The sequence below is a fragment of the Actinoplanes xinjiangensis genome (assembly GCF_003148685.1).
Classification (GTDB): Bacteria; Actinomycetota; Actinomycetes; order Mycobacteriales; family Micromonosporaceae; genus Actinoplanes; species Actinoplanes xinjiangensis.
In genome coordinates this window covers 151,319-176,257 of record NZ_QGGR01000001.1, presented here as the reverse complement: position 1 = coordinate 176,257, position 24,939 = coordinate 151,319, and the positions used below count along the sequence as shown (strand labels likewise).

25 protein-coding genes are annotated in these 24,939 nt (G+C 73.1%); 12 read left to right on the top strand and 13 right to left on the bottom strand.

Features of this window, described 5'->3' with window-relative positions:
- Nucleotides 1–71 precede the first annotated feature (71 nt).
- Nucleotides 72–2,795: a helix-turn-helix transcriptional regulator gene (locus BC793_RS00770; RefSeq protein ID WP_239169805.1), complete on the top strand. Its 2,724-nt coding sequence runs from the start codon at nucleotides 72–74 to the stop codon at nucleotides 2,793–2,795.
- 161 nt (nucleotides 2,796–2,956) lie between these two features.
- A complete protein-coding gene (locus BC793_RS00765; protein ID WP_109588579.1) occupies nucleotides 2,957–3,193 on the top strand; it encodes a hypothetical protein in 237 nt (78 codons plus the stop codon).
- Nucleotides 3,194–3,481: 288 nt separating this feature from the next.
- Here the strand turns inward: BC793_RS00765 and BC793_RS00760 are convergent, their stop codons facing one another.
- Nucleotides 3,482–4,267, bottom strand: a complete 786-nt coding sequence (locus BC793_RS00760; protein WP_249037368.1) for an endonuclease I family protein — start codon at nucleotides 4,265–4,267, stop codon at nucleotides 3,482–3,484.
- Between the two features lie 135 nt (nucleotides 4,268–4,402).
- Here BC793_RS00760 and BC793_RS00755 point away from each other — a divergent pair, with 135 nt between their 5' ends.
- The 3 genes from BC793_RS00755 (at nucleotide 4,403) to BC793_RS00745 (ending at nucleotide 7,094) form a co-directional block, all read left to right on the top strand.
- Complete coding sequence (locus BC793_RS00755) at nucleotides 4,403–5,245, top strand: DUF1028 domain-containing protein (protein WP_109588577.1); 843 nt, start codon at nucleotides 4,403–4,405, stop codon at nucleotides 5,243–5,245.
- A gap of 124 nt (nucleotides 5,246–5,369) precedes the next feature.
- Nucleotides 5,370–5,810 carry a YciI family protein gene (locus BC793_RS00750; protein ID WP_109588576.1) on the top strand — a complete coding sequence of 147 codons (441 nt, stop codon included), beginning with the start codon at nucleotides 5,370–5,372 and terminating at the stop codon, nucleotides 5,808–5,810.
- 3 nt (nucleotides 5,811–5,813) lie between these two features.
- The gene (locus BC793_RS00745; RefSeq protein ID WP_109588575.1) at nucleotides 5,814–7,094 is read left to right on the top strand and encodes an RNA polymerase sigma factor; all 1,281 of its coding nucleotides are present in this window, start codon (nucleotides 5,814–5,816) and stop codon (nucleotides 7,092–7,094) included.
- 32 nt (nucleotides 7,095–7,126) lie between these two features.
- Here the strand turns inward: BC793_RS00745 and BC793_RS00740 are convergent, their stop codons facing one another.
- From BC793_RS00740 to pdhA, 3 genes are read right to left on the bottom strand one after another with little or no spacing between them, the layout of a single operon-like run.
- Nucleotides 7,127–8,536 carry a dihydrolipoamide acetyltransferase family protein gene (locus BC793_RS00740; RefSeq protein ID WP_109588574.1) on the bottom strand — a complete coding sequence of 470 codons (1,410 nt, stop codon included), beginning with the start codon at nucleotides 8,534–8,536 and terminating at the stop codon, nucleotides 7,127–7,129.
- Nucleotides 8,533–9,519 carry an alpha-ketoacid dehydrogenase subunit beta gene (locus BC793_RS00735; RefSeq protein ID WP_109588573.1) on the bottom strand — a complete coding sequence of 329 codons (987 nt, stop codon included), beginning with the start codon at nucleotides 9,517–9,519 and terminating at the stop codon, nucleotides 8,533–8,535. The genes BC793_RS00740 and BC793_RS00735 overlap by 4 nt, the downstream gene beginning before the upstream one ends.
- On the bottom strand, nucleotides 9,519–10,610 hold the full coding sequence (pdhA, locus tag BC793_RS00730; RefSeq protein WP_109588572.1) for a pyruvate dehydrogenase (acetyl-transferring) E1 component subunit alpha: 1,092 nt from the start codon (nucleotides 10,608–10,610) through the stop codon (nucleotides 9,519–9,521). The genes BC793_RS00735 and pdhA overlap by 1 nt, the downstream gene beginning before the upstream one ends.
- A gap of 131 nt (nucleotides 10,611–10,741) precedes the next feature.
- On the opposite strand from pdhA, the gene BC793_RS00725 reads away from it, so the two are divergent.
- Entirely contained in the window at nucleotides 10,742–11,179 is a 438-nt protein-coding gene (locus BC793_RS00725; protein ID WP_109588571.1) for an Lrp/AsnC family transcriptional regulator, read from the top strand.
- Nucleotides 11,180–11,792: 613 nt separating this feature from the next.
- On the opposite strand, the gene BC793_RS00720 is transcribed toward BC793_RS00725, so the two are convergent.
- A complete protein-coding gene (locus tag BC793_RS00720; protein ID WP_109588570.1) occupies nucleotides 11,793–12,755 on the bottom strand; it encodes a LacI family DNA-binding transcriptional regulator in 963 nt (320 codons plus the stop codon).
- A 73-nt stretch (nucleotides 12,756–12,828) separates the two neighbouring features.
- Nucleotides 12,829–14,307 (bottom strand): dienelactone hydrolase family protein, encoded by a 1,479-nt coding sequence (locus tag BC793_RS00715; protein WP_158319171.1) that lies wholly within the window; start codon nucleotides 14,305–14,307, stop codon nucleotides 12,829–12,831.
- A gap of 172 nt (nucleotides 14,308–14,479) precedes the next feature.
- On the opposite strand from BC793_RS00715, the gene BC793_RS00710 reads away from it, so the two are divergent.
- Nucleotides 14,480–14,851 carry a nitroreductase/quinone reductase family protein gene (locus BC793_RS00710; RefSeq protein WP_109588568.1) on the top strand — a complete coding sequence of 124 codons (372 nt, stop codon included), beginning with the start codon at nucleotides 14,480–14,482 and terminating at the stop codon, nucleotides 14,849–14,851.
- Between the two features lie 24 nt (nucleotides 14,852–14,875).
- Here the strand turns inward: BC793_RS00710 and BC793_RS00705 are convergent, their stop codons facing one another.
- Together BC793_RS00705 and BC793_RS48665 are read right to left on the bottom strand one after the other, a co-directional pair.
- Nucleotides 14,876–15,394, bottom strand: a complete 519-nt coding sequence (locus tag BC793_RS00705) for a TrmH family RNA methyltransferase (RefSeq protein WP_109588567.1) — start codon at nucleotides 15,392–15,394, stop codon at nucleotides 14,876–14,878.
- Entirely contained in the window at nucleotides 15,391–15,579 is a 189-nt protein-coding gene (locus BC793_RS48665) for a hypothetical protein (RefSeq protein ID WP_146246147.1), read from the bottom strand. The genes BC793_RS00705 and BC793_RS48665 overlap by 4 nt, the downstream gene beginning before the upstream one ends.
- A 37-nt stretch (nucleotides 15,580–15,616) precedes the next feature.
- On the opposite strand from BC793_RS48665, the gene BC793_RS00700 reads away from it, so the two are divergent.
- Nucleotides 15,617–16,060, top strand: a complete 444-nt coding sequence (locus BC793_RS00700; protein WP_109588566.1) for a GNAT family N-acetyltransferase — start codon at nucleotides 15,617–15,619, stop codon at nucleotides 16,058–16,060.
- On the opposite strand, the gene BC793_RS00695 is transcribed toward BC793_RS00700, so the two are convergent.
- From BC793_RS00695 to BC793_RS00680, 4 genes are read right to left on the bottom strand one after another with little or no spacing between them, the layout of a single operon-like run.
- The gene (locus BC793_RS00695; RefSeq protein WP_109588565.1) at nucleotides 16,057–16,605 is read right to left on the bottom strand and encodes a hypothetical protein; all 549 of its coding nucleotides are present in this window, start codon (nucleotides 16,603–16,605) and stop codon (nucleotides 16,057–16,059) included. The two genes, BC793_RS00700 and BC793_RS00695, sit on opposite strands and share 4 nt — an antisense overlap.
- 29 nt (nucleotides 16,606–16,634) lie before the next feature.
- Nucleotides 16,635–17,813: an ABC transporter permease gene (locus BC793_RS00690; RefSeq protein ID WP_109588564.1), complete on the bottom strand. Its 1,179-nt coding sequence runs from the start codon at nucleotides 17,811–17,813 to the stop codon at nucleotides 16,635–16,637.
- Nucleotides 17,810–18,523 carry an ABC transporter ATP-binding protein gene (locus tag BC793_RS00685; protein ID WP_109589056.1) on the bottom strand — a complete coding sequence of 238 codons (714 nt, stop codon included), beginning with the start codon at nucleotides 18,521–18,523 and terminating at the stop codon, nucleotides 17,810–17,812. The genes BC793_RS00690 and BC793_RS00685 overlap by 4 nt, the downstream gene beginning before the upstream one ends.
- A gap of 32 nt (nucleotides 18,524–18,555) precedes the next feature.
- Nucleotides 18,556–19,623, bottom strand: coding sequence for a peptidoglycan-binding protein (locus BC793_RS00680; protein WP_109588563.1), 1,068 nt, complete (start codon nucleotides 19,621–19,623; stop codon nucleotides 18,556–18,558).
- 131 nt (nucleotides 19,624–19,754) lie between these two features.
- Between BC793_RS00680 and BC793_RS00675 the strand changes: the two genes are divergently transcribed.
- Together BC793_RS00675 and BC793_RS00670 are read left to right on the top strand one after the other, a co-directional pair.
- Nucleotides 19,755–20,447 (top strand): response regulator transcription factor, encoded by a 693-nt coding sequence (locus BC793_RS00675; protein WP_203896089.1) that lies wholly within the window; start codon nucleotides 19,755–19,757, stop codon nucleotides 20,445–20,447.
- Nucleotides 20,444–22,162, top strand: coding sequence for a sensor histidine kinase (locus BC793_RS00670; protein ID WP_109588562.1), 1,719 nt, complete (start codon nucleotides 20,444–20,446; stop codon nucleotides 22,160–22,162). The genes BC793_RS00675 and BC793_RS00670 overlap by 4 nt, the downstream gene beginning before the upstream one ends.
- Here the strand turns inward: BC793_RS00670 and BC793_RS00665 are convergent.
- On the bottom strand, nucleotides 22,107–22,406 hold the full coding sequence (locus BC793_RS00665; protein ID WP_249037367.1) for a winged helix-turn-helix transcriptional regulator: 300 nt from the start codon (nucleotides 22,404–22,406) through the stop codon (nucleotides 22,107–22,109). The two genes, BC793_RS00670 and BC793_RS00665, sit on opposite strands and share 56 nt — an antisense overlap.
- Nucleotides 22,407–22,505: 99 nt before the next feature.
- On the opposite strand from BC793_RS00665, the gene BC793_RS00660 reads away from it, so the two are divergent.
- Together BC793_RS00660 and BC793_RS00655 are read left to right on the top strand one after the other, a co-directional pair.
- Nucleotides 22,506–23,351, top strand: coding sequence for an NmrA family NAD(P)-binding protein (locus tag BC793_RS00660; protein WP_109588560.1), 846 nt, complete (start codon nucleotides 22,506–22,508; stop codon nucleotides 23,349–23,351).
- Nucleotides 23,352–24,008: 657 nt separating this feature from the next.
- Complete coding sequence (locus BC793_RS00655; protein WP_109588559.1) at nucleotides 24,009–24,929, top strand: helix-turn-helix domain-containing protein; 921 nt, start codon at nucleotides 24,009–24,011, stop codon at nucleotides 24,927–24,929.
- Nucleotides 24,930–24,939 lie beyond the last annotated feature (10 nt).

The window sequence follows — 24,939 nt, the reverse complement described above, 5'->3', positions numbered from 1 at the left end:
CGCGAACTTATTGATGGGCGTACGTCTGTGTTCCTAGGCTGACCACCTCAGATCTAGGGGGTGAGAGCTTCGTGCCCTCTCTACTGGGCCGCGATGCCCTGCTGGCGGCCGTCGACGCCCGGCTGGCGGCCGGCGGCGGGGTCGCCCTCCAGGGCCCGCCCGGCATCGGCCGCACCGCACTGCTCGACACCGTCGCCGACCGGGCCGCGGCGCGGGGGGAACTGGTCCTGCGCCTGCGCCCGGCCCGCGGCGAACGCGTCCTGGCCTACGCCGGGGTGGCCGACCTGCTGCGCCAGGTCCCGGCCGAGGCGGTCGCCGCACTCGCACCGGCACCACGCCACTCGATGGCCGCGCTGCGCCAGGGCCGCCCGTCCCGCACCGGCGTTCCGGCCCTGGCCCGGCGGCTCGTCCTGCCCGAACTGCTGGCCCACTGCGCGCGTACCGGCCCGGTCCTGATCGTCCTCGACGACGCCCAGTGGCTCGACCCGGAATCGGCCGAGTTGATCAGCTTCGCCATGCGGCGGCGGCCCGGCACCCGGGTCCGGGTGCTCGCCGCCGAACGCCGCCCCGGCCCGTCCCGCGCCATCCGGCTCTGCCCGGCTCCCGCGATCGAGCTGGCGGTGCCGCCGCTGTCCCAGGACGACCTGACCGCCCTGCTCGAATCCCACGGGCTGCCCTGCCGTACGGCCAGCCAGCTGCACCGGGCCAGTGCCGGCAACCCGTTCCTCGCCCTCGCCCTCGGCGGCGCCGTCGCCCGGGGCCCGTCGTGGCGGCCCGCCCCGCTGCCCGAACCGGTCCGGGAGATGGCCCGTGAACGCCTCGCCCAGCTCCCCGCCGAAGTGACCGAGACCCTGCTCACCGCGGCGCTGGCCACCGAGCCGACCCTGGGGCTGATGCTGCGTGCCGGCCGCGACGACGCCGCCCGTGAGCTGCGCGCCGCCGTCGCCGCCGGGGTGATCGAGGTGTCCGGCGAGCGGATCCGGTTCACGCCGCCGATGCTGGCCCAGGTGCTCGCCGAGGAGACGCCGGCCGCCGACCGGAGCCGGGTGCACGCGGGGCTCGCCGCGGCCGCGTACGACCCGGTCGAGGCTCTTCGCCAGCAGGCGCTGCGCACCGCCCGCCCGGACCCGGACGTCGCCGCCGGCCTGGCCGCCGAGGCCGCCCGCTGCGCACGGCGCGGCGCCGAGCGCACCGCCGCCGAGCTGTACCTTCTCGCCGCCGACCGCTGCCCACCGGACTGGTCCGCGGACCGTCTCGACTGGCTGGTCACCGCCGCCCGCACCGCCATCACCGGCGGCTCACCCGCGCTGGCCGGCCGGGCCGCCGAGGCCGTCCTGGCCGCCGACGCGCCGGCCGGCCACCGGGTCCGTGCCCGGCTGGTGCTGCTCGACCTGGCCGGGCAGGCCCTGGCCGAGATGGGCGAGACGTTCGCCGCCGCGCTCGCCGAGGCCGGTGACGACCCGGTGCTCGCCGCGCCGGTCCGGTTGCGGCTGACCTGGGCGGCGTTCCTGGTCGGCGATCTGGAGGCGGGCGCCGACGAGGCCCGGCGCGCCGAGGAGGCGGCCCGTCTCAGCGGCGACCTGACGATCGAGGCGATGGCGCTGACCATGCAGGCGCAGATCCAGCGTGTGCAGGGCGAGGACCGCTGGCAGGACACCCTGGACCGGGCGATGGCGCTGCCCGCGGCGCCCGCACCGGACTGGCTGCACTACGGCCCGCACTACATGGCCGCCCGGTTCGCCCTCTTCGACGACCGGCTCGACGAGGCCCGCGCCGAACTGCTGCGGTTGCTGGCGGTCGCCGAACACGACCGGGTCGGCGAGGCCAGGGTCGAGGTGCTGCGCAGCCTCTCCGAGGTGGCCACCAGGGCGGGCCGGTGTCAGGAGGCGCTGCGGTACGCCCACCGCGCGGTCCGGGCGGCGCAGGATGCGGGCCTGAGCCCCGGCCCCACCTGGTACACCGCCGCGGTCGCCGAACTGGCCGGCGGCACCCTGCAGGCGGCCGCCGGATTCGCCCGGCGGGGCATCCGCTCGTCGCAGCAGGAGGGCGACAGCCTCTACCTGCGCCGCCTGCTGCACGCCCTCGGTCAGGCGCAGGTCCGCGCCGGGGACACCCGGGCCGGGGTGGCCACGCTGCGGCAGCTGCGCGACCAGGAGGCCGAGGCGGGCAGCTCCGACCCGATGATCGTGCGGTGGCGCGCCGACCTCGCCGCGGCACTCGCGTCCCTGGGCGAGCACGGCGAGGCCGCCACCACGCTGGCGCTGGCCAGGGCCGCCGCCGACCGGCTCGGCAGCACCCCCGGGCTCAGCGGCTACCTGCACCGGGCGGCGGCGATCGTCAACTCCGAGTCCGGGCAGGCCGACACCGCCGCCGACCTCGCCACCGCGGCGGCCCGGCACTTCGAGTCGTTGCGGCAGCCGGTGGAACAGGCCCACGCCCTGCTGGTGGTGGCCGGTGCGGAACGGCGGCGGCGACGCTACGCGGCGGCACGGCAGGCGATCGGGGAGGCGTCGGCCCTCTTCCGTACGGCCGAGGCCCGCCCCTGGCTGCTGGATGCCCAGCGGGCGCTCGCCCGTACCGAGGGCACCCCCGACCAGGGTCTGACCTCCACGGAGCTGCGGATCGCCGGGATGGTCCGGGACGGTGCCAGCAACCGGGAGATCGCCACCCGCCTCTACCTGAGCGTCAAGACGGTCGAGGCCACGCTGACCCGGGTCTACCGCAAGCTCGGCGTCCGGTCGCGGACCCAGCTGTTGTCGGCGCTGCCGGTGGGCGAGATCACCAACCCGTCCTGACCAGCGATTCCACAACACACAGTGACGTGGGTTACCGGAATTCGGTGGTGGCCATCACTTTGCGCACGAGAGTTTTACCTGGTGGATTTGGGGATGACGCAGGGCCGAGAGAGGGTGGAGTACGTCAGAGTCCCCGTCACTATCCGTCGAGGAGTCTCGCCGTGAAGTTTCTTCGTCACGTCCGTACCGCTGTCGCCCACCGTCTCGCCGAGCGCCGCGCCCACCGCCGCCTGAGCGACGAGCTCGCCGCCTTCCGCACCGCCGCGGAGCGCAGCGAACTCGACATGATGCTCGGCCGCCACAGCGCCGACGAGACGGCTGAGGTCGACGCCATCCTCAGTCACCAGGACGCCACCCGCCGCTACGGCATGGCCCTGCACGCCGCCCACCGCGGCTGACCCGGCTCGGCCGGCCCGGACCGTCCCCGGGTGCGGCCCCTTCGGAAACCCCCGGTGTGCGGTTCGTGCACCGGGGGTTTCCGCTGTTTAAGCCGCCGATACCGTGGTGTTCCGCATCACTTGCGGCCCCTGCCGAGTTCGGCGAACCGCTGAACGCGTAGTCTCTTCACGTTCAGCGGGTACCACCGCTCGGCGACCGGCCGCCCTCCGCACAGCCCAGAAGGCTCTGCGTGGCCGGCCGGCTGATCCGCCGGACGACCCGGACCTTGGGCCGCCGGCGGATCCGCGCTATCCGAAGACCTCGTCTACCCACTCCGGGTGGTCGATGAACGGGTTCCGGTTGTGCTGATACCGCTCGAAGATGATCTCGTTGCGGCGGCGCTCGAACGCGTCCACCGGATCCCGGTCGTGCCACGCCAGCAGCACCGGCCGCCGGCCGAGCAGCGGAGTGCCACCGTGGGTGGTCGCATCGTCGAGCTCCAGGTCCGGCAGGCGGCTCTCGCCCTCGTAGCGCACCGCCATGTAGAACACCATGCGGGCGACGTCGCCCTTCACCGCGTCCCGGGGCTCCCAGGAGTCGGCGTCGGACCGGTTGCCCGGTGCCCGGGCGACGGGCGCGCCGCCGTTGTCGAAGTCCTTGTTGCCCCGCCCGCTGTTGATCGTCACGTCTTCCGGCCGCAGGTGGTGCAGGTCCGTGCCGGGTGTGTCCCGGGTGTCGAACGGCCCGTGCGACTGCGGCCAGACGTGCTCCCGGTTCCAGTCACCCCGGCCACCGCCGTTGCGGGCCTTCGACCGGCTGGTTCCCGAATACACCAGGATCACGTTGGCCGGGTTCGACGGGTCCTCGTCGGTCACCTTCAGGGCATCCCAGACCTTCCGGTACGAGAGGGCCGTCGTCCCGGTGGAGATGATGTCGTGCAGGGCGCCCTTCAGCCGGGCGCCGGACAGCCCGCGGGCCGCGTCGTAGTAGCCGGCGTCCGAGGCCGCGGCCGGCGCGGCCACCGGTGTCGCCGCCAGTGCGAGCAGTCCGGCAAGCACCGTCAGCATGCGGCGAGGTGGGGTCGATCTGGGCACCAGCACTCCGTTCACCTGGGAATATCTGCGCGCCGAGCGTAGGGAACGTCGCTGGCTCTCACCGTCGGAAACGCCGGGCCCATCCCTCGAACGGGCGCTCGGTCACCCGGGCGCGCGTTCGGTTACCGTCGCGCCATGACCTTCTCGATCGTTGCCCGGTCCGCTGACGGCACGGTGCTCGGCGTCGCCGTGGCCAGTAAGTTCCTCGGCGCCGGTGCGGCTGTCCCGGCCGCCCTCGCCGACGTCGGCGCGGTGGCCACCCAGTCGTATGCGAACCTCGCCTACCGCCCGCAGGCGCTGGCGCTGCTCGGCACCGGGGTGACCGCGACCGGCACGGTGCAGGCGCTGATCGCCGGCGACGCCGGGCCGGTGGGGCACCGGCAGGTCGGCGTGGTGGGCGCGGACGGGCCGGGCGCCACCTTCACCGGCGGCGACTGTCACCCGTGGGCGGGTGGCGTGGCCGGTGACGGCTACGCGATCCAGGGCAACATGCTGGCCGGGCCGCAGGTGGTCGCCGACATGGAGGCCACGTGGCTGGCCGGTGCGGATCAGCCGCGGTTCCCCTACCGGCTGCTCGGCGCGCTGCGCGCCGGTGACCTGGCCGGCGGCGACCGGCGCGGCCGGCAGAGCGCCGCGTTGCTCGTCGTGGCCAAGGGCATGGGGTACGGCGGAACCAGCGACGTCCTCGCCGACCTCCGCGTCGACGACCACCCCGACCCGGTGGCCGAACTGGCCCGCCTGCTGGAACTGCACACGCTCTACTTCGAGCGCCCCGACCCGGCCACGCTGATCCCGCTCACCGGCGCGATCGGCGACGAGGTGCGCACCAGGCTGGCGAAGGCCGGCCACACCACCGACGACCTGGACGAGGCGCTGGCGAGCTGGGCCGGCATCGAGAACCTGGAGGAACGGATCGTCCCGGGCGCGATCGACCCGCTGGTCCTGGCCCAGTTGCGCGCCGGTGGCGAGGACTCCTGACCGCTTCGACGACTTCCTGGGCGCCGTCGCCCTCGCCGCACCGGAAAATTCCGGCAGGGTGTCGAGTGGGGCGGCTCCCGATCGACGCGTTGGTGAGAAGACGGCCCGACATGAGGAGACGGCGATGCGGTTCATGGTGATCACCAAGGCCACGGCGGACAGTGAGGCCGGGGTGCTGCCGGCCACGGAGGATTTCGCGACGATGGGCGCGTTCATCGAGGAACTGGTCGACGCCGGGGTGCTGCTGGCCGCCGAGGGTATCGGGCCGAGCTCGACCGGCGCCCGGATCTACTTCGACGGCGACCGGAAGACCGTGGTGGACGGGCCGTTCACCGAGTCCAAGGAGCTCATCGCCGGCTTCTACCTGGTGGAGATGAAGTCGATGGAGGAGTGCGTCGAGTGGTTCAAACGCTGCCCGGTCAAGAGCCGGGACGGCGAGCCGACCAACATCGAGATCCGGCGGCTGTACTCGGCCGACGACTTCGGGGAGCAGCTCACCGACGAGCAGCGGGTGGCCGTGCAGAGGCGCGAGGAGAGCGCCGCCCCGGGCTACCGATCCGCGTGACGCATGGCCACTGACACCCACCGGGCGATCGAGACGGTCTGGCGGATCGAGGCGCCGCGGCTCATCGCCGGCCTGACCAGGCTCGTCCGGGACGTCGGCGTCGCCGAGGAGCTGGCTCAGGACGCGCTGGTCGCGGCACTGGAACAGTGGCCGGCCGACGGTGTGCCGGACAATCCCGGCGCCTGGCTGATGACGACCGCCCGGCGCCGGGCCGTCGACCGGATCCGGCGCGACACGACGTACCAGCGCAAACTGGCGGAGATCGGCCGGGACATCGACGAGGCCGTCCCCGACGTCGCCGAGACCGACGGCATCGGCGACGACCTGCTGCGGCTGGTGTTCGTGGCCTGCCATCCGGTGCTGTCCCGGGAGGCCCGCGCGGCGCTGACCCTGCGGCTGCTCGGGAGCCTGACCACCGACGAGATCGCCCGCGCCTTCCTGGTGCCGGAACCGACCGTGGCCCAGCGGATCGTCCGGGCCAAGAAGACCCTGGCCAAGGCGCGGGTGCCGTTCGAGGTGCCGCAGGGCGCGGAGCTGGCGGCCCGGCTGTCGTCGGTGCTGGAGGTCGTCTACCTGATCTTCAACGAGGGCTACTCGGCGACCGCCGGCGACGACTGGATGCGGCCGGAACTGTGCGCCGAAGCCCTGCGGCTGGGCCGGGTCCTGGCCCGGCTGACCCCGCGCGAACCCGAGGTCCACGGCCTGGTGGCGCTGATGGAGATCCAGGCGTCCCGGGCCGCGGCCCGTACCGGTCCGAACGGTGAGCCGATCCTGCTGGCCGACCAGAACCGGGCCCGCTGGGACCGTCTGCTGATCGGCAGGGGCCTGGCCGCGCTGGCCCGGGCCGAGGCACTGGTCGACGGCCGGCCCGGCCCGTACGTGCTACAGGCGCTGATCGCCGCCGGTCACGCCCGGGCCCGCCGGTTCGAGGACACCGACTGGGTCCGGATCGCCGCGCTCTACGAGCGGCTGGCCGAGACGATGCCGTCACCGGTGGTCGAGCTGAACCGGGCGGTGGCGCTGTCCATGGCGTACGGCCCGGCGACCGGGCTCGCCCTGCTCGACCAGTTGACGGCCGTCGCGTCCCTCCAGGGCTACCACCTGCTGCCCAGCGTGCGCGGCGACCTCCTGGCCAGGTTGGGCCGGCACGCCGAGGCGCGGGCCGAGTTCGAGCGGGCAGCCTCGCTGACCCGCAACGAACGCGACCGGACCCTGCTACGGGACCGCGCCGCGGCGATGACGGATCCCGGCCCGCACGCGGAGGCCGGCGACGGGAAACGGTGACCCCGGCCCGAGGACGGACCGGGGTCGGCAGGTCACAGACGGGCCAGCGCCGACAGCGGATCCTCCATCGCGTCGGCCACCGCGCGCATGAATCCGGCAGCCGCGCCGCCGTCACACACCCGATGATCGAAGACGAAGGACAACTGCGCGACCTTTCGTACGGCCAGAGCACCGTCGACCACCCACGGCCGGTCGATGATCCGGCCCAGGCCCAGCATGGCCACCTGCGGATGGTTGATGATCGCCGCGCTGCCGTCCACCCGGAACGCCCCGTAGTTGTTCAGCGTGAACGTCCCCGCCGACAGTTCGGCCGGTGTCGACTCGCCGCGCAGCGCCCGCGCCGTCACGTCCCGGATCGCCGCGTCCAGCGTGGCCGCCGTCATCGTCTGCGCGTCGGTCACCGCGGGCACCACCAGACCGCGGGGGCTTTGCACGGCGATGCCCAGGTTGATCCGCTCGAGTTCGACGATCTCCTGCCGTTCGGTGTCGAGGCGGGCGTTGAACACCGGATACTCGCGCAGGGCCGCCACCACGAACCGTGCCACGTAGGCCATCAGGCCCGGCGACCCCGGTCGGCCGCGGCCACGTTCCCGCAGCTCCCACAGGGGGGTCGCGTCGACGTCCACCCACACCGTGGCCTCGGGGATCTCCGCCCGGCTGCGGCTGAGAACCGCCGCCACCTGCTTACGGAACCCGTTCAACGGCACCCGCCGCTCACCGCCGGCCGCCACCGGTGCGGCCGGGACCGCCGTCGTCCCGGGGGCGGCCGTCTCGGACGGAACCGCTGCGGGACGTGCCGCGGGCGTGCCTGCCGGGGAGGTCGCCGACGGCCGGGTCCGGGCCGCCGCCTCGACGTCCTGGCGGGTGATCACGCCGTCCGGGCCGGTGCCGCGCAGCGTGGACAGGTCGACGCCGCTGTCCCGGGCCAGCCGCCGGACCAGGGGTGAGGCCACCTTCGGCGCGGACGGGCGGGTGGGCGGCTCGGGGGCGGAGGGCCGCGAGTTGCGGGGACGGCGGTGCCGGGCCGCCGCTGTCGAGCCGGGCTTCGTCCCGTACCCGATGAGGACGTTGCCCGATCCGGCCCGCTCCTCCTCGCGGTAGGTCTCGGCCGCGGCGACCGGATCCGTCGTCGCGGTGCCGTCCACGGCGGATGGGTCCGCCGTGTCGGCCGCATCCGGCGCGGCGACCGTGATCAGTGGGGCACCGACGTCGAGCGTCGTGCCCTCCGCGGCGTGCCGGGTCGCGACCCGGCCGGCGTGCGGCGACGGGACCTCGACCACCGCCTTCGCGGTCTCGACCTCGACGACCGGCTGGTCCACCTCGATCAGGTCGCCCTCGGCGACGAGCCAGCGCACGATCTCCGCCTCAGTGAGCCCTTCGCCGAGATCCGGCAGGAGGAAGGTCCGGGCGCCGGTGGTGGAGGGCCTGCTCGGGGCGGTCACGCGTACTCCCACTGCAACTCGTCGACGGCGTCGAGGATGCGGTCCACCGACGGAAGGTGGACGTGCTCCAGCTTCGGCGGCGGATAGGGGATGTCGAAGCCGGTGACCCGCCGGATCGGGGCGTGCAGCGAGTGGAAGCAGCGTTCGGTCACCCGGGCGACGACCTCGGAGGACACGCTGGCGAACCCGGCGGCCTCGGCGACGACGACGGCCCGCCCGGTGGAACGGACGGCCGCGCACACCGTCTCGTCGTCGAACGGCACGATCGACCGCAGGTCGACGACCTGGAGGCTGCGGCCCTCCTGCGCGGCCGCCTCGGCGGCTTCCAGGGCGACCGGCACGGCCGGGCCGTAGGCGATCAGGGTGGCGTCGGTGCCCGGCCGGCGCACCACGGCCCTGCCGATCGGCGGGACCGGCGCGGTGAGGTCGGCCTCGGACCGGGAGAAGTAGAGCTTCTTCGGCTCCAGGAAGACGACCGGATCGGCGGACTCGATGGCCTTGCGGAGCAGCCCGTACGCGTCGGCGGGATCGGACGGCGCGATGACGTGCAGCCCCGGAGTGTGCGCGTAGTAGGCCTCGGACGAGTCGCAGTGGTGCTCGACCCCGCCGATGCCGCCGGCGTAGGGGACCCGGATGACCAGCGGCACCTCGACCCGCCCGCGGGTGCGGTTGCGCATCTTCGCCGCATGGCTCACCAGCTGCTCGAACGCCGGGTACGCGAACGCGTCGAACTGCATCTCGACGACCGGGCGCATGCCGTTCATCGCCATCCCGATCGCCATGCCGAGGATCCCGGACTCGGCGAGCGGGGTGTCGAAGCAGCGCTGCTCCCCGAACTCGGCGGTCAGTCCGTCGGTGACCCGGAAGACGCCGCCGAGCGGGCCGACGTCCTCACCGAAGACCACCACCGTCGGGTCGGCGTGCATGGCGTCGCGCATCGCCCGGTTGAGGGCGGTGGCCATGGTGAGCTTCTCCGCGGACATCAGCGCTCCTCCTCACGCGACAGCTCGTCGGCGACGAGGGCCTGCTGCTCACGCAGCTGGGGGGTGGGTTCGGCGTACACGTGGGTGAACAGGTCCCGGTAGTCGGCCGACGTCTCCTCACCCAGTCCGGCGCGCATCCGCCCGGCCGCCTGCTCGGCCTGCTCGGCGTACCCCCGCACGTCCTGATCGTCGAGAAGCCCGCGCCCCCGCAGATAGGTCTCCAACCGCATGATCGGATCGCGGGCCAGCCACGGGGTGACCTCGTCGGCGGACCGGTAACGGCCCGGATCGTCGGCGTTCGTGTGCGCCTGCACCCGATAGGTGTGCGCCTCGATCAACTGCGGGCCCTCACCGGCACGCGCCCGCGCCACGGCGGCGCCGAGCACCTTCAGCAGGGCGGCGACGTCGTTACCGTCGACCCGTTCGCCGGGCACGCCATACCCGATGCCCTTGTGCGCCAGCGACGGCGCCGCGGTCTGGCGGGCCAGCGGCACCGAGATCGCATACTCGTTGTTCTGGATGAAGAAGACCACGGGGGTACGGAAGACCGCCGCGAAGTTGAGCGCCTCGTGGAAGTCGCCCTCGCTGGTCGCGCCGTCGCCGCAGACCGCCATCACCACGGTCGGCTCGCCCCGCAGCCGGGCGGCATGCGCCACCCCGACCGCGTGCAGCAGATGCGTGGCCAGCGGAGTCGCCTGCGGCGCGACCTTGGTGGCGTGCGGGTCGTAGCCGCTGTGCCAGTCGCCGCGCAGCAGCGTCAGCGCCTGCACCGGATCGACACCGCGGGCCACGATCGCCGCGCTGTCACGGTAGGTGGGGAACAGCCAGTCGCCGTCGTCGAGAACCTGGACGCAGGCGATCTGGCAGGCCTCCTGTCCGTGGGAGGAGGGATAGACGGCCAGTCTGCCCTGGCGGACCAGGGCGTTCGCCTGGTCGTTGAAGCGCCGGGCGGAGATCAGGGCAGCGTACGCGCGTACCAGTGCCTGAGGGTCGGGCAGATCGTGGCCGACGTGCGGAACGGGGTGGCCGTCCGGGTCGATGAGCGTCACCGGCTCCGTGGACGGCAGCAGGAGAGCTGCGTCACGTGTCATGGACGGATTCTGGCGAGCTTGCCAAACGATCACCATAGGCGCGGGAAAGACGAGATATTGTTTCGCGTCGGCCCCGGTTCGAGAGCCGATCGTCTTTTGGTTGGCGGCCGTGAGCCCGGCCGGGAAGACAGGTGGCCAGGGTGCTCGACGACACCGATCGGCGGATCCTCGCCGAGCTGGGCCGGGACGGACGGATGTCCATGCGCACGCTCGCCGAGACGCTGCACATCTCGCGCGCCAACGCGTACGCCCGGGTCGCGCGGTTGCAGCGGGACGGGGTGATCCGCGGCTTCCACGCCGACGTCGACCCGGTCGCGGCCGGGCTCACCACGGCCGCCTACGTGACGCTCAACCTCCAGCAGGCGAACTGGCGTGAGGTCCTCGGCCGGCTGCGGGCACTTCCCGGCGTCGTGCACATCGGGCTGGTCGGCGGCGACTTCGACGTGATCCTGCTGGTCCGGGTCGCCGACAACACCGAACTGCGGCACCTGGTCCTCGACGAGATCCAGGGCATGCCGGGGGTGGTCACTACCCGAACCCTCCTGCTCTTCGAGGAGTCCAGCCCCTGACAGCCGGCGGCCACGGACCCCCGCCTCCGGCCGCGGCCACCCTGCCCATGATCTTGTGGGGTTCCGGCATGCCCGTCATCGCGGGGTTCGACCAGGATCCAGGGGTGGACCTTGGCGCGGGAAGCGCTCTGGAGAAATTCGGGGCCGGGGTCTGACAGGCGTCCGGACGACGACGGCAGCGCACGATCGGCGATCGTGGGCTCTGACCCTCGGTATCGCCGCGGTGGGGTCACACGATCGGCCTTACGTGAGCGTCCGTCGTCGCCATCACGACGACCGGGTCGCACGATCGCGCTGTGTGTGACCGCGTTGTAGCTGTAGCTGTAGCTGTAGCTGTAGCTGTAGCTCGGGCGAGCGCGGGTCGGGTCGGGTCGGTTCGGCAGCAGTGCCGTGCGGTCCCGCAGCCGGTTGATCAAGCGGGCAGATCCGGCGCGGTGGAAAGCCACGAGATGGCGGGAGGACGGGGTAGGCGCCGACTCCGAAGGTCTTCTGGGAAGCATTCGGAACCGGTCCGACCCCGTTCGCCCGCGATCTTGTGGCATTCGGGCACACGGTCATCGCGGAACTCAACATGATCGAGGTGCGGGCCAGGGACCTGGAGAGCGGAAGCGCTCTAGCTGGAGCCTCGGACGGTCAGCCGGGTCGGGAGGCGGCCGGGTGGCGGCAGGGCCGGGTCGAGCAGGTGGTGGACCGCGGACGCCGCCTCGTCCTCGACAGGCATGTAGACCGAGGACAGGTCGGCCGCCTCGGCCAGGGCGCTGCCGTCGAAACCGACCACCGCGACGTCGTCGGCCACCCGCCGCCCCGTCTCGCGGAGCGCCTGGAGCACACCCATCGCGCTGACGTCGCAGGAGGCGAACACCGCGTCCAGCCGCGGTTCGCCGGCCAGCAGCTCCCGGGCCGCCGCATAGGCACGGGCGCGGGTGAAATCGCCGTCGGCGACGGCCACCGGCCGGGCCGCTCCGGCCATCACCCGCATGAACCCGGCCCTCCGCTCGTCCGCACACGGGGTGGGCGGGCCGAAGACCGCGCCGATCCGTTTGCGGCCGGTGTTCACCAGATGGGCGGCGGCCTGATGACCGCCACCGTCGTTGTCCGGGGCGACGAACATGACACCCGGGGCGGAACGGCCCAGCGCCACCGTACGGCCGCGGCGTGCGAAGGCGGCTCCGGCGGCCCCCGGCACGTTGATCAGCAGCCGCCCGAACGGCGCGTCACCGTCGTCGGCGGGCAGCGTGGCGACCCGCCGGACCTCGAGGGCGATGTCACGGTCGCCGAGCGCACGCATCGCGCCGGTCAGCACCCGGCCGTAGAACGGCTTGGTGCTCATCGCCTCCGGATCCGGGTCGACGATCAGCACCTCGATGCGCTCCCGGCGGCCCGCACCGGCCCGGCCGGTCGCCAGCGCACGGGCCACCGGGTGCGGCTCGAAACCGAGCTCGGCGGCGACCGCGCGTACCCGGCGGCGGACCGCCTCGGACGCACCGTAGGTGCCGTTGATCGCCCGTGAGGCGGCCGCCCGCGACACCCCGGCGACCCGGGCCACATCGGCGAGCGTGGGGCGTTGATCCGTCATGCGACGACGATATCCCTGAATACTTCATCAGCCGACCAGCGGCAGGGTTGCCAGCGGCGGCCCGATCGGTTGGTCAGCCGGTCAATGGCAGGGTCACTGCCAGGGGCCAGGTCACGACGATCGAGCCGGTCAGGGCGATCACCCAGGTGGGGACGGCGAAGCGGTTGAGGAAGACGCTCCACAGTGTCTGCCAGAGCAGCAGGCCGATCAGCGGCACCAGGACCAGGACCACGAAACCGTGGGTGAGACCGGTGAGGGCCGCCGCGGCCAGGACGGTCACGAATACCGCGGCCACGGCGAGCAGCGCGACCGGGTCCCCGCCGGTGGCCCGCTCGGCGGCGTAGGCCAGCAGGGCGAAGGCCGCCCAGATGATCGGCAGCAGCCACCATCGGGCACCGGCGGGCAGGGCGTTGGTCATCCCCAGATGCACGGGTACGGCGATCGCGACCACCGCATACGGGACGACCGTCAGGACCCGGGGGTGGGTGGGTCTCTCCGGGGTGTGGTGGCCGCGCCGGATCGCGTACAGCAGAAGCAACACCCCGGTGACGGCCGCATAGGCGGCGACGTATCCGCCGATCGCCAGCGGAAATGCGGTGGTGGGCAGGAGCCGGGCGGTCAGCGCCCCGACGACCGCTGCCCCCGTGGCCACCGCCGTGACGGTGATGCGGGCCCTCGTCACCGCCGCCCCGGTGGCCACCGCTGTGACGGTGATGCGGGCCCTCGGCGGGGCCGTCCGTCGCTCGCCGAGCCGGGCGGCCAGCGGGTAGAAGCCGAGCAGGAAGGCCAGCCCCAGCAGCGCGGCCCCGGCGAGGCGCCGGCCGGGGAACGGGACGGCGTCGTCGTCGAACGGGCCGCCGAGCGCCCGGTCGAGCCAGTCCACGGTCGCACGATGGGTCTCCGGGGCGTACAGGACGGTGATGTGCTCGACGCCGGCGACGACCTTGAGCTCCCGGTCGGCGCGCTGGGCGGCGACGGTGGTCGCGGCCTCCCGGAAGCCGGGGAACTCCAGAGCGCCGACCACGGTGAGCAGGCGCGCGGGGCGCTCGGCGGAGGCGACGACCGCGTTCGGCAGGGAGATCGCCACGGTCGCGGTGATGTCGGGGTGGGCGGCCGCGTACCGGGTGACGGCACCGGCGCCCATCGAGTGCCCGACGAGCGCGATCCGGGCCGGGTCGACGTCCGGCAGCGAACGTAGGCGGGTCACCGCGGCGGTCAGGTCGGACTGCAGGGCCCGTGTCGAGGCGTCGGTGCTCGCGGTCTGGTCCGGCAGCGGGTGTGTGGTGGCGCCGTGGCCGGAGAAGTCGAGCAGAACGACCGTGTAGCCGCGGGCCGCCAGGGTGTCACCGAACGGGGCCATCAGCTTCGCGGACCCGGAGAAGCCGTGCGCGACGACGACACCCGGCCGTCGGCCGTCGGCGGCCGGATGTACCACGTCGAGCGGCACCCCGGCCGAGGTGACGTGCTCCCGGCGCAGGTCACCGCCCGCCCCGGCGATCAGCCACCCACCACCGGCGACGAGCACGAGCAGGAGCAGCAGTGCACGTCTCAAGGAACTCTCCCTGCGGATGCGGATCGATCTGCCGCGAGTGTGCCATCGAACATCATCCCCAGGGCCCCGGCCGAGTCGCCTGCCGTCGGAGGGACGAGTGCCCCGGCATGCGGTACGACGTCGGCGGCCCGGTCCTTGACCTGAACTCCGCTTGAGGTTCCAGGATGGGGCCATGACGGTGACGGACGAGGCGCGGCGGGCGCTGGATCGGCAGCGGACCGTGGAGATCACCACGATCGGGCGGCGGAGCGGGCAGCCGCGACGTATCGAGACGTGGCGTTATCGGGCCGCCGGCCGGTACTGGCTGACCGGCAGCCCCGGTTCGCGTGACTGGTACGCCAACGTGGTCGCGCACCCCGCGTTCACCCTGCACCTTCACGACCTGGATCTCGAGGTACGGGGACGCCCGGTGACCGACCCCGAGGAGCGGGCCCGCATCTTCGGTGAGATCGTGCCGGCCCTGGACTGGGGCGGCAGCCTGGAGAGCTGGATCGCCGGGAGCCCCCTGGTGGAGATCGAGTTCGGCGGGCACGGCCCGTCCTGATCCGTGGTGGCCTCGAGGCGGTGGCTACAGCAGGCCGGCGAGCCGGTAGAGCACCAGTGAGCCGGCGACGGCGACGTTGAGGCTCGAGCCCGTGCCGGTCATCGGGATCTCCACCGCGCCGTCGAGCAGGTCGAGCGCCTCCGGTGGGATGCCGGTGGCCTCGTGCCCGAGGACCATGACGGTCCGGCGCCGGGCCGCGGGCAGGTCGCCGAGGCGGACCGCCTCGTCGGCGAGTTCCACCCCCAGGACCGCCGCGCCCGCCTGCCGTTCGGCGGCGAGCCACCGCAGTGGGTTGCCGACCCGATGCACGCAGGCCGGCTGGCGCAGCGTGTTGCCCCGGGCGAGGGCTTCGTCCACCCAGCCGAACGGTGGCACCGCGAGACAGGCGCCGACGGCGTCGCAGGTGCGCAGCAGAGTACCCAGATTGGAGCCGTGCATCGGCCACAGCGGCGCCGCGATGAGATGGCCCCAGCACCGGTGCCGGCGTGGACGGCGGGCCGACCGGATCTCCTGCGGGGTCCGGACCCGGATCGCGGGTTTCACCGGGAAGGGGCGGCAGCGCTCCAGCGTCCGGGAATCAGGCGTTCGGGAATCAGGCGTTCGGGAATCAGGCGTTCGAGAATCATGCGGAACGTGCTTCGCGGCGCACGCGGGCCATCGACGAGCGACGTCAATCCGGCCGCCAGAATACCTCGCCACGGCTCACCGTCGTCAATCCGGTTGCGCATGCCGGGAACCCGGTGGGCCTTTGGCAGGATGCCCGGTATGGATCTACAGCTGCGGCCGATCCGGCTGACGGACGCGCCCCAGCTGGCCGGACTGCTGGGCCAGCTGGGGTATCCGACGACCGGGGCGGCGGTGCACCGGCGACTCGACCTGTGGCTGGACGACCCGGCGAGCCGGCTCCTCGGCGCCGACGACGACGGTGTCCTGGCCGGTGTCGCGGCGCTGCACGTGATGCCGATGCTGGAGATCGACGGCCGGCTCGGGCGGCTGCTGGCGCTGGTCGTCGACGAGCGCTACCGCAGCCGGGGCGTGGGCCGGCTGCTGGTCACCGCCGTCGAGGAGCGGGCCCGGGCGGCCGGCTGCGTGAAGATGGAGGTCACCAGCAGCCGGCACCGGACGCGTACCCACGAGTTCTACCGGCTCCTCGGGTACGACGACATCTGCGCGTCCTCGGCCCGGTTCGTCAAGAGCCTGGCCGGTTAGCCCTTGCGGCCGTCGAAGGCCTTGGCCTGGCAGCCCAGTTCGACACTCTCGTTCGGGGGCTTGCTGTCGGTGTACCAGCTGGGGCCGGGCACCCACTCGCCGTCCTTCTTGACGAAGTCGTAGCCGGCTTCGACCAGGCACTTGTGGTAGTTCTCGTCGTCGTCGGCCCAGTACGGGTTGCGGTCCTCGTCGAGTTCCGGCGCCAGCACCGGCCGCAGACCGCCGCAGGCCTTCTCCATGTCCGGCTCCGCCGACCGGATCCGCCCGTTGACCGTGCCGGAGGCGTCCAGATCGAGCAGCCCGCCCTCGACCACCCGGGTCGGCACGTCGTGTCCCTTCAGGCAGCGGAACCACGGCTGCTGCATGCGGAACACCTCCGCGGCGGTGGAGTCGGGCCGGATCACCGGCGCGGCCGGGGACGCGGCGGAGGGAGGGGCGCTGCCGGGGGACTCCAGTGTGGCGACCTCGGGCGGGGCCTGCTTCGCCGGGCTGGAGCAGCCGGCCAGCACCAGCGTGGCCAGGGTGAGTGCGAGTCGCGTACGCATGAGGGGATTTGCCTTTCGTCAGAGGGAACTCAGGTGGAGGCCAGTGCTTCGGTGGGGGTGAGGCGTGCGGCCCGCATGGCGGGGTAGACGCCCGCGAGCACACCGACGATCAGCGCACCGCCGGTGCCAGCGCCGAGGGCCGCGGCCGGTACGGTCGGCGGCCACTGCTGGTGCAGCGCGTAGGCGATGGTGGCGGCGACGCCGAGCAGGGTGCCGGTGAGGCCGCCCAGCAGCGACAGCGCCACCGATTCGGCGAGGAACTGGGCGCGGATCTGACCGCGGTGCGCCCCGAGGGCACGGCGCAGGCCGATCTCGCGCCGGCGTTCCAGCACCGAGATGACCATGGTGTTGGCCACGCCGATACCGCCGACGAGCAGGGCGACCCCGGCCATGCCGAGGAAGAGGGCGCTGAACGTGGTCTCGGAGGCCCGTTTCGCGGCGAGCGCGTCGGAGGGGCGGGTGACCCGGACCATGCCGGGCGCCTGCGGGAGCACGGTGGCGGGCAGCACCTCGCGGACGGTCTCGACGGCGGTGTCGTGGCTGCGGACGTACATGACGGTCGGCCGGCCGTCGAAGCCGAGCTGCTGTTTCGCCGCCGGCCAGCCGATCAGGGCCGCCCGGTCGATCTCGGGCGCTAGCGGGACCGGGTCGAGGATCCCGGTGACGGTGAACCAGCGTCGGCCGATGTAGAGCTGGGGGCCACCGGCCGGGTCCTCGATACCGAGGCGGCCGGCGGCTTCGGCGCCGAGGACGACCGCCGGGAACCGTTCGGTGGTGGCGTCGAACCAGCGGCCGCTGCGGACCGTGCCGTCGAGCAGGTCGAGGATGCCGGGTTCGGTGGCCAGGACAGTGGTCGCGGCGGCGTTGTCGGCGCGTTCGTTGCGGGCGATCGTGGCGTGCGTGTTGGCCATGGCGGAGGCGCCGGTCACCGGGCCGATCCGCCGGGTCATGCCGGTGGCGTGTTCGTCGAACGCGACCGGTGGCTGCTGGTCGGGCAGGGCGCTGGCCTGGAGCAGGTCGGTGCCGAGCCGTTGCAGGTCGCGCATCAGGGCCTGCTCGCTGGCGGCCGGGATGCCCATGACCACGACCATGGTGGCGATGCCGATGGCGATGCCGAGCGCGGACAGGACCGCGCGGGCCCGGCGGACCCGGAGACCGACCAGACCGAGGGCAACGATGTCGGCGGGGGACAGGCGTGTGCCTCTCATGAGCGGCTCGTGTCGGGGGCGACGGCGCGCGATGTTCCGGCGACGATCGCCCGCCCGGTGGCGGTGACGGTCGTGTGCCTGGTGTCGGCCACGATCCGGCCGTCGCGGAGTTCGACGCGGCGGGGCAGGGCGGCCGCGATGTCCCGGTCGTGGGTGATCACGGCGATCGTGGTGCCGTCGGTGTTGAGCCGGACGAGCAGGTCGAGCACGGCCCGGCCGGTGGCGGTGTCGAGCGCGCCGGTGGGTTCGTCGGCCAGCAGCAGGTCGGGGCCGGTGGCCAGCGCGCGGGCGATGGCGACGCGCTGTCGTTCGCCGCCGGAGAGCTGATGCGGCCGGTGGTCGAGACGATGGGCGAGGCCGACGCGGTCGAGCGCCTCCCGGGCCACGGCACGGCGCCGGCGGCGGGGCACACCCGCGTAGAGCAGCCCGGTGGCGACGTTGTCGGTGGCGGTGACGCCGTCGGGGAGGTGGAACTGCTGGAAGACGAACCCCAGGTGCCGGGCCCGCAGTGCGGACAGCCGCCGGTCGGACAGCCGGCGCACGTCGTGGCCGCGGACGGTGACGGTGCCGCTGGTCGGCCGGTCCAGGGTGCCCATGATGTTGAGCAGGGTGGACTTGCCGGACCCGGAAGCGCCGACGATGGCGAGCAGTTCCCCGGGAGCCACGGTCAGCGAGACCCGGTCCAGGGCGGTCACCGTGCCGTAGACCATGCCGGCCTCGTGCACGGCCAGAACGGGCGTGGTCACGAGACGGTCACCACCCGGACGCCCTCGGTGAGGCCGTCGCCGCTGATCTCGACCATGCCCATGGCGAACATGCCGGTCTCGACGGCGACCAGTGGCCCGCCCGCGATCTGGACGGCGTGGCCGCCCTCGCGAAGGGCGAGCAGCGCCGCGACCGGCACCGCGAGGACGTTCGCACGGGTCTCGCCGGTGAATGACACCTGCACCGGGGCGGAGTCCAGCTTCTTGACCGCGGCGGTGTTCTTGACCGTGACGGTGACGTCGACCAGTGCCTCCCCGCCCTCGGAGTCGTCGGCGGGCCGCGCGTCGCGGTCGACGGCGGCGACGGTGCCGGTGGTGGTGGCGCCGCCGGGAAGTTCGACCTGGACGGCGTCGCCCTTCCTGACGGTGCCGAGTTCGACGGCGCGGACCGGCACGGTGATCGCCTTGCGCCGGCCGGTGACGGTCACGACACCGTCGCCGGCCGGCGCGCCGAGGTCGGTGGTGATCTCGGCGATCCGGACCGGACCGGGCAGCACCACCACCTGAACCGGGGTGATCGTGCCGGTCACCGGGACACCGGTGTCCTGCTGCCACTTCTTGACGGCCGCGACGACACCGGTGGTCACCACCCCGTCGCCGGGGCGGATGCCGCGCGGCTGGTCGCCGACCGGGTAGCCGAGCGCCCGCAGGTTGTCCACGATCACGCGGACGTCCCGGCCGGTCAGCCCGGCGCCGTCGATCGGCCGGAACATCGGCGTCGTCCCGTACAGCAGCAGGACCGGCTGGTCGTCGTTGCGGTAGAGCGGCTGCCCGCGGGTCACCGTCGTACCGGCCGACGGCAGCCAGGTCACGGTGCCACCGGCGCCCCGGACCGTGCGCGGTGTGCCGTAGCCGAGGGTGCCGGGCATGGTCCGGGCGGTGGACAGGTCGGTGCGTTCGACGGCCACCGTCGCCACCGCCCCGCCCGTCGCGCGGGCCGGCTCGGGGGTGCCGCCGCCGGCCGCCCACCGGGTCGCCGCGATTCCACCCCCGGCGCCGGCCGCCGCCATCGCGGCCAGCAGCGTCAGCACGCCGCGCCGCCTCATCGGATGTCCCGTCGTTTCACTTGCCACATGTCGACCCACCGTGCCGGGGACTCGTCGCCGTGACGTCAGGGACTTGTCGAGGGATTGTCAGATTCTCCGGGCGCCTGTCACCGGCGGCCTACAGTCGTGCGGTGCCCGAGCGAATCCTGATCGCCGAGGACGACCCTCGGCAGGCCGAGATCGTCCGCCGCTACCTCCAGGCGGCCGGCTGGGATCCGGTGGTGGTCGGGGACGGCCGCGCCGCGATCGCCGCGATCCGGCAGCGGGTCCCCGACCTGCTCGTGCTGGACGTCCTGATGCCGGAGATCGACGGCCGGGACGTGTGCCGCGTGCTGCGGGTCGACCACGACCTGCCGATCCTGATGCTGACCGCCCGGTCCAGCGCCGACGACCGGGTGCTGGGCCTGGAGATCGGCGCCGACGACTACCTGACCAAGCCCTACGACCCCCGCGAGCTGGTCGCCCGGGTGCGGTCGCTGCTGCGCCGCGCGGCGGCCCGGCCGCCGGTGGAGACGGGGCTCACCGTCGGCGGGATCGTCGTGGACCCGGCAGGCCATACGGTACGGCTCGACGGCACCGAGATCCCGTGCACCCGCGGCGAGTTCGCGGTCCTCGCGGTGCTGGCCGCCGAGCCCGGCCGGGTGTTCAGCCGCCGCCAGCTGGTCGAGCGGATCAGTGGCCAGGACCGTAACGCCACCGACCGGGGCATCGACATGCACGTGGTGAACCTGCGCCGCAAGCTGGAACGTGACCCGCGCCGCCCGGAACACCTGCTCACCGTCCACGGGGTGGGCTACAAACTGATCGGCGGTGCGGGCGGATGAGCCGCAGTCTGGTCGTACGACTGCTCGGCACCTCGGTGTTGATCGTGGTGTTGTCCGTCGGCGCGGCCGCCTGGCTGGCCGCGAAGACCGCGACCCGCGCCGTGCAGCAGGAGCAGAGCCATTCGCTGGCCGGCGACTCGCTGATCCACGACGCGCTGCTCGGCTACGCCGCCGAGCATCCCCGCTGGACCGGGGTGGAGCCGCTGGTGCGCCGGCTGGCCGCGGAGAGCGGGCGGCAGATCACCCTCACCACCGTGGGGGGCACGGTGATCGCGGCCAGCGATCCGGGGGTGCCGGTGTCGGCGCGGGCCGACGCGGTACTGGACCCGCTCGGCGCGGCGATCGATCCGCGGGCCGTCGGACCGTACCGGATCAGCGGGCGTGACCAGGCCCGGCAGCACGCCCGTGCCGGTAAGCGGCTGCGGTGCCTGCGGGACCAGGGTGTCGCCGCGACGATCGAGGAGACGCCGGCCGGCCGGCTGGTGGTGCGACTGGCCGCCGGCAGTCCCCGTCAACGCGCGGACTGCAATTTCCGGGAGGACGAGCCGAGCGCCGGCGAGCGGGCCGCACTGGACCACTTGCAGACGCGGGTCACCGGCTGCCTGAAGGGCCACCTGCTGACCGAGGTCTCCTTCTACACCACCGATTTCACGCCGATCCACCGCGATCCGACGAACGTCGGCAACAGCCAGGCCATCCAGGACTGCGTGGACCGGGGGCGCCGCGAGCAACTACGACGGTACGTCGCCGAACCGGCCCGCCTGTATCTGACCAGTCCCGCCCGGCCGCCGGTGCCGGTGTTCGACCTGTCGCCGGAAAGCACCGGGCGGATCGCCGTCGTCACCGCGTCCGTCCTGGTCGCGGCGATCACCGTGACCCTCGTGGTGGGGATGTGGCTGGTCCGGCCGTTACGGGCGCTGACCGCCGCCGTCGACGGTGCGGCCAGCCGTCCGGCGCCGGTCCGGATCGCCCGCAACGACGAGATCGGCCGGCTCGCGGCCGCCTTCAACGCGCTGGCCGACCGCAGCGAACACAGTGAGCGCCAGCGCCGCACGATGGTCGACGACATCGCCCACGAACTGCGCAGCCCGCTCACCAACATCCGCAACTGGCTCACCGCCGGGCAGGACGGCCTCGCCGACCTGGACCAGGACCTGATCCGGCTGCTGCTGGAGGAGGCCGGACTGCTCCAGCACATCGTCGACGATCTGGCCGACCTCGCCGAGGCCGACGCCGGCACGCTGGCCCTCAACCTGGGTGAGCATGCGGTGGGCGACCTGCTGGCGCAGGTGTGTGAGGCGCACCGGGGCACCGGGCTGACCGTCGGCGGTGACCTGTGGGCGGTCGTCGACCCGATCCGGTTCCGGCAGATCGTCGGTAATCTGCTGACCAACGCCTGGCGGCACACCCCCGCCGACGGCCGCGTCGAGGTCCGCGCCGCCGTCGAGGGCGACGACCTGGTGATCGACGTCGCCGACACCGGCGAGGGCATCGCGGCGGACGACCTGCCGCACGTCTTCGACCGATTCTGGCGGGCCGACCGGGCCCGCGCGCGGGCCACCGGCGGCAGCGGCCTCGGCCTGTCGATCGCCCGGAAACTGGCCCAGGCCCATGGCGGCGACATCACGGTGATCAGCACGCACGGCAGGGGAAGCACCTTCACCGTACGGCTACCGGCGCCGGATTCTCCTCACCCCAGGCCAGCATCGCCATGAGCACACTGTTGAGGCTGCGACCCTGCCCGGTCAGCTCGTAGACGACCCGCGGCGGAACCTCGGCGTGCACGGTGCGGGTCAGGATGCCCTGATGCTCCAGCGCCCGCAGCCGGTCGGTCAGCGTCTTCGCGCTCGGCATGCCCAGGACGCTGCGCAACTCGGTGAACCGCTTCGGGCCGGGCATCAGCTCCCGCACCACTAGCGTCGCCCACTTGCCGTCGAGAACCTGGAGGGTGCGCTCCACACCGCAACCGGATTTGCACTGCTCAGAGCCAATGGTTCCCATCGGGAAACAATATAACTTTCTGGGTACTGCTATCCATCGGGAACTACGGTCGCCACCATGACCGAGACCACCGTCGTCCTGCACGGCGCCACCGGAACCCAGGGCCGTGCCATCCTCCGCGGCCTGCTCACCGCCGGCCACCACGTCCGCGCCGTCGCCCGCCGCCCGCAGCCCGTCACCGACCCGGCCGTACAGCCCGTCGCCGCCGACCTGCTCGACGTCGACGCACTCACCGCCGCCTACTCCGGTGCCGCCGCCGTCGTCGTCCAACTGCCGATCAACTTCGACGACGACGCCGTACGCCAGGCCGAAACGGTCCTGACCGCCCTCGCCAAGGCCGGCGTACCGCGGGCCGTCTTCAACACCGCCGGCGGCCTGCCCCCGGCGGAGCCGATCGGTGTCCCGTTCGTCGACGCCCGCGCCCGTCTCGCCGCCGCCCTGCCCGGCGTCGTCGAGCACGCCTCGGTCGTCGGTCCGGCCGGCCCCTACCTGGAGAACCTCGTCGCGCCCTGGTCCGGCCCGCTGATCCGCGACCGGGGCGAACTGCGCTACCCGATCCCGGCCGAAACCCCGGTCCCGTGGTCCGCCGCCGCCGACCTGGCCACCGTGATCGCCGACCTCCTCGCCGCCGCCATCCCGGCGTCCGCGCGTCTCGTCGCCGGGCCGGCCCTGCTCGCCGGCCCCGAACTCGCCGCCGCCGTTACGGCGGCCGTCGGCCGCCCGGTCCGGTGGCTCTCCATCGAACCCGGCGAGTACGCCCGCATGCTGGCCCCACACCTCGGCGAGGCGACCGCCATGGGCATCGCCTCCGCCTACGCCGGCCCGGCCCCGGCCCCGGACCCCGCGGTCGTGGCCCTTGGCGAGACCACCGCCGCCGCCTGGGCGGCAACCCAGACGTTCTAACCGGCACCCCACCCGACCCCACCTCAAATCCAGGACCTCACCGGCCACGGACCACGGACCACGGACCACGGGCGACGGGTCATCGGCGACGGGCCAGCGGTTACGGGCGACCGGGTTATCGGCCAGCGGCCGGCCACGCGCCACGGGCCAGCGGCCGGCCACGCGCCAGTGGCTTGCCACGCGCCACGGGCCAGCGGGCAGGGGGCACCAGCCACGGGCCAGCAGTCACGGGTCACGGGGGCACGGGCCAGTGGCCACGGCGACAAGTTGCGGGGCGCCGGCCCGGGCGACGGCGGCGATGGAAGCACACAACGTCCGATCGTGTGCCTCTGCCGTCGTTATGACGATGGTGGGCGCTCACCCAAGGCCGATCGTGCGCGCTCACCATGGTGTGGGCGGCGATGGGAGCACACGATCGCTGATTGTGTGCTCCCATCGCCGCCGGTTCCGATCGCCAGAGCGTTCAGCGCTAGGCACGTGACTCGGTCACCGAATCCCGTCCGGCCGACCGTGCTGTGCTCCTCCCAGTCACCGGCGGAAGACCAATGCTTGTCCCGCCAGTGCGGGATCACTGCTTGTCCCGCCGGTGGGGAAGATCAACATGAACGGTGGATTCGGTCTTGACTCTCCAGTGCCTGGAGTGTCGAGGATTCACCCATGGACGACGAGATCGAACTGCTGACCATCGGCCGGCTGGCGCGCCGCACCGGGCTTCCCGTGCGCACCCTGCGTTTCTGGTCGGACGAGGGCGCCGTTCCGACGGCGGGCCGTTCGGCGGGTGGCTACCGGCTCTACGACGCCGCGGGCGTGGCCCGGGTCGAACTGGTCCGCACCTTGCGGGAGCTGGGTCTCGCGCTTGGTGACGTGTGCCGGGTGCTCGACGGATCGGCCACGGTGGCCGAGGTCGCCGCGGCGCATGTGGCCGCTCTCGACACGCAGATCCGGGCGCTCAAGGTCAGCCGGGCCGTGTTGTCCACCGTATCGAAACGTGGTTCCACCGCTGAGGAGACGGCACTGATGAACCGATTGGCGCGGCTTTCCGCCGCCGAACGTATGCAGATCATCGACGATTTCAAGGAGGACGTGTTCGGCCGCCTCGACATCGATCCCGGTCAGCGGGACAAGATCCGTGCCCTGCGGATCGAACTTCCCGACGATCCGGCCCCCGAGCAGGTGGACGCCTGGATCGAGCTGGCCGAGCTGGTGCAGGATCCGGGTTTCCGCGACCGGATGCGCGCCTTCATGGAACTGAACACCCCGGTACCGGGCCGGACGCGGCCGCCCGGCGCGGGCATCTGGTGGGCCAGGCAGATCGTCGAGACCGTCGCGAAGGCCAGGCGGGACGGAGTCGATCCCACCGGGCCCGTGGCGGCCGATCTGGTTGCCGGCATGTTCGGCGACGCTGATCCGGCCGCCGTTCTCCGGTCCCTGGAGGCGGGCATCGACGCGGGTGCCGAACGGTACCGCCTGCTCGTCGCCCGGGTACGCGGCCAGCGCAGCGCACCGGACGCCACCGAAGACCTCCACTGGCTGGCGACCGCGCTACGAATCGCCGCCGGATCGCCCGACCCTCGGTGATCACCCGGAA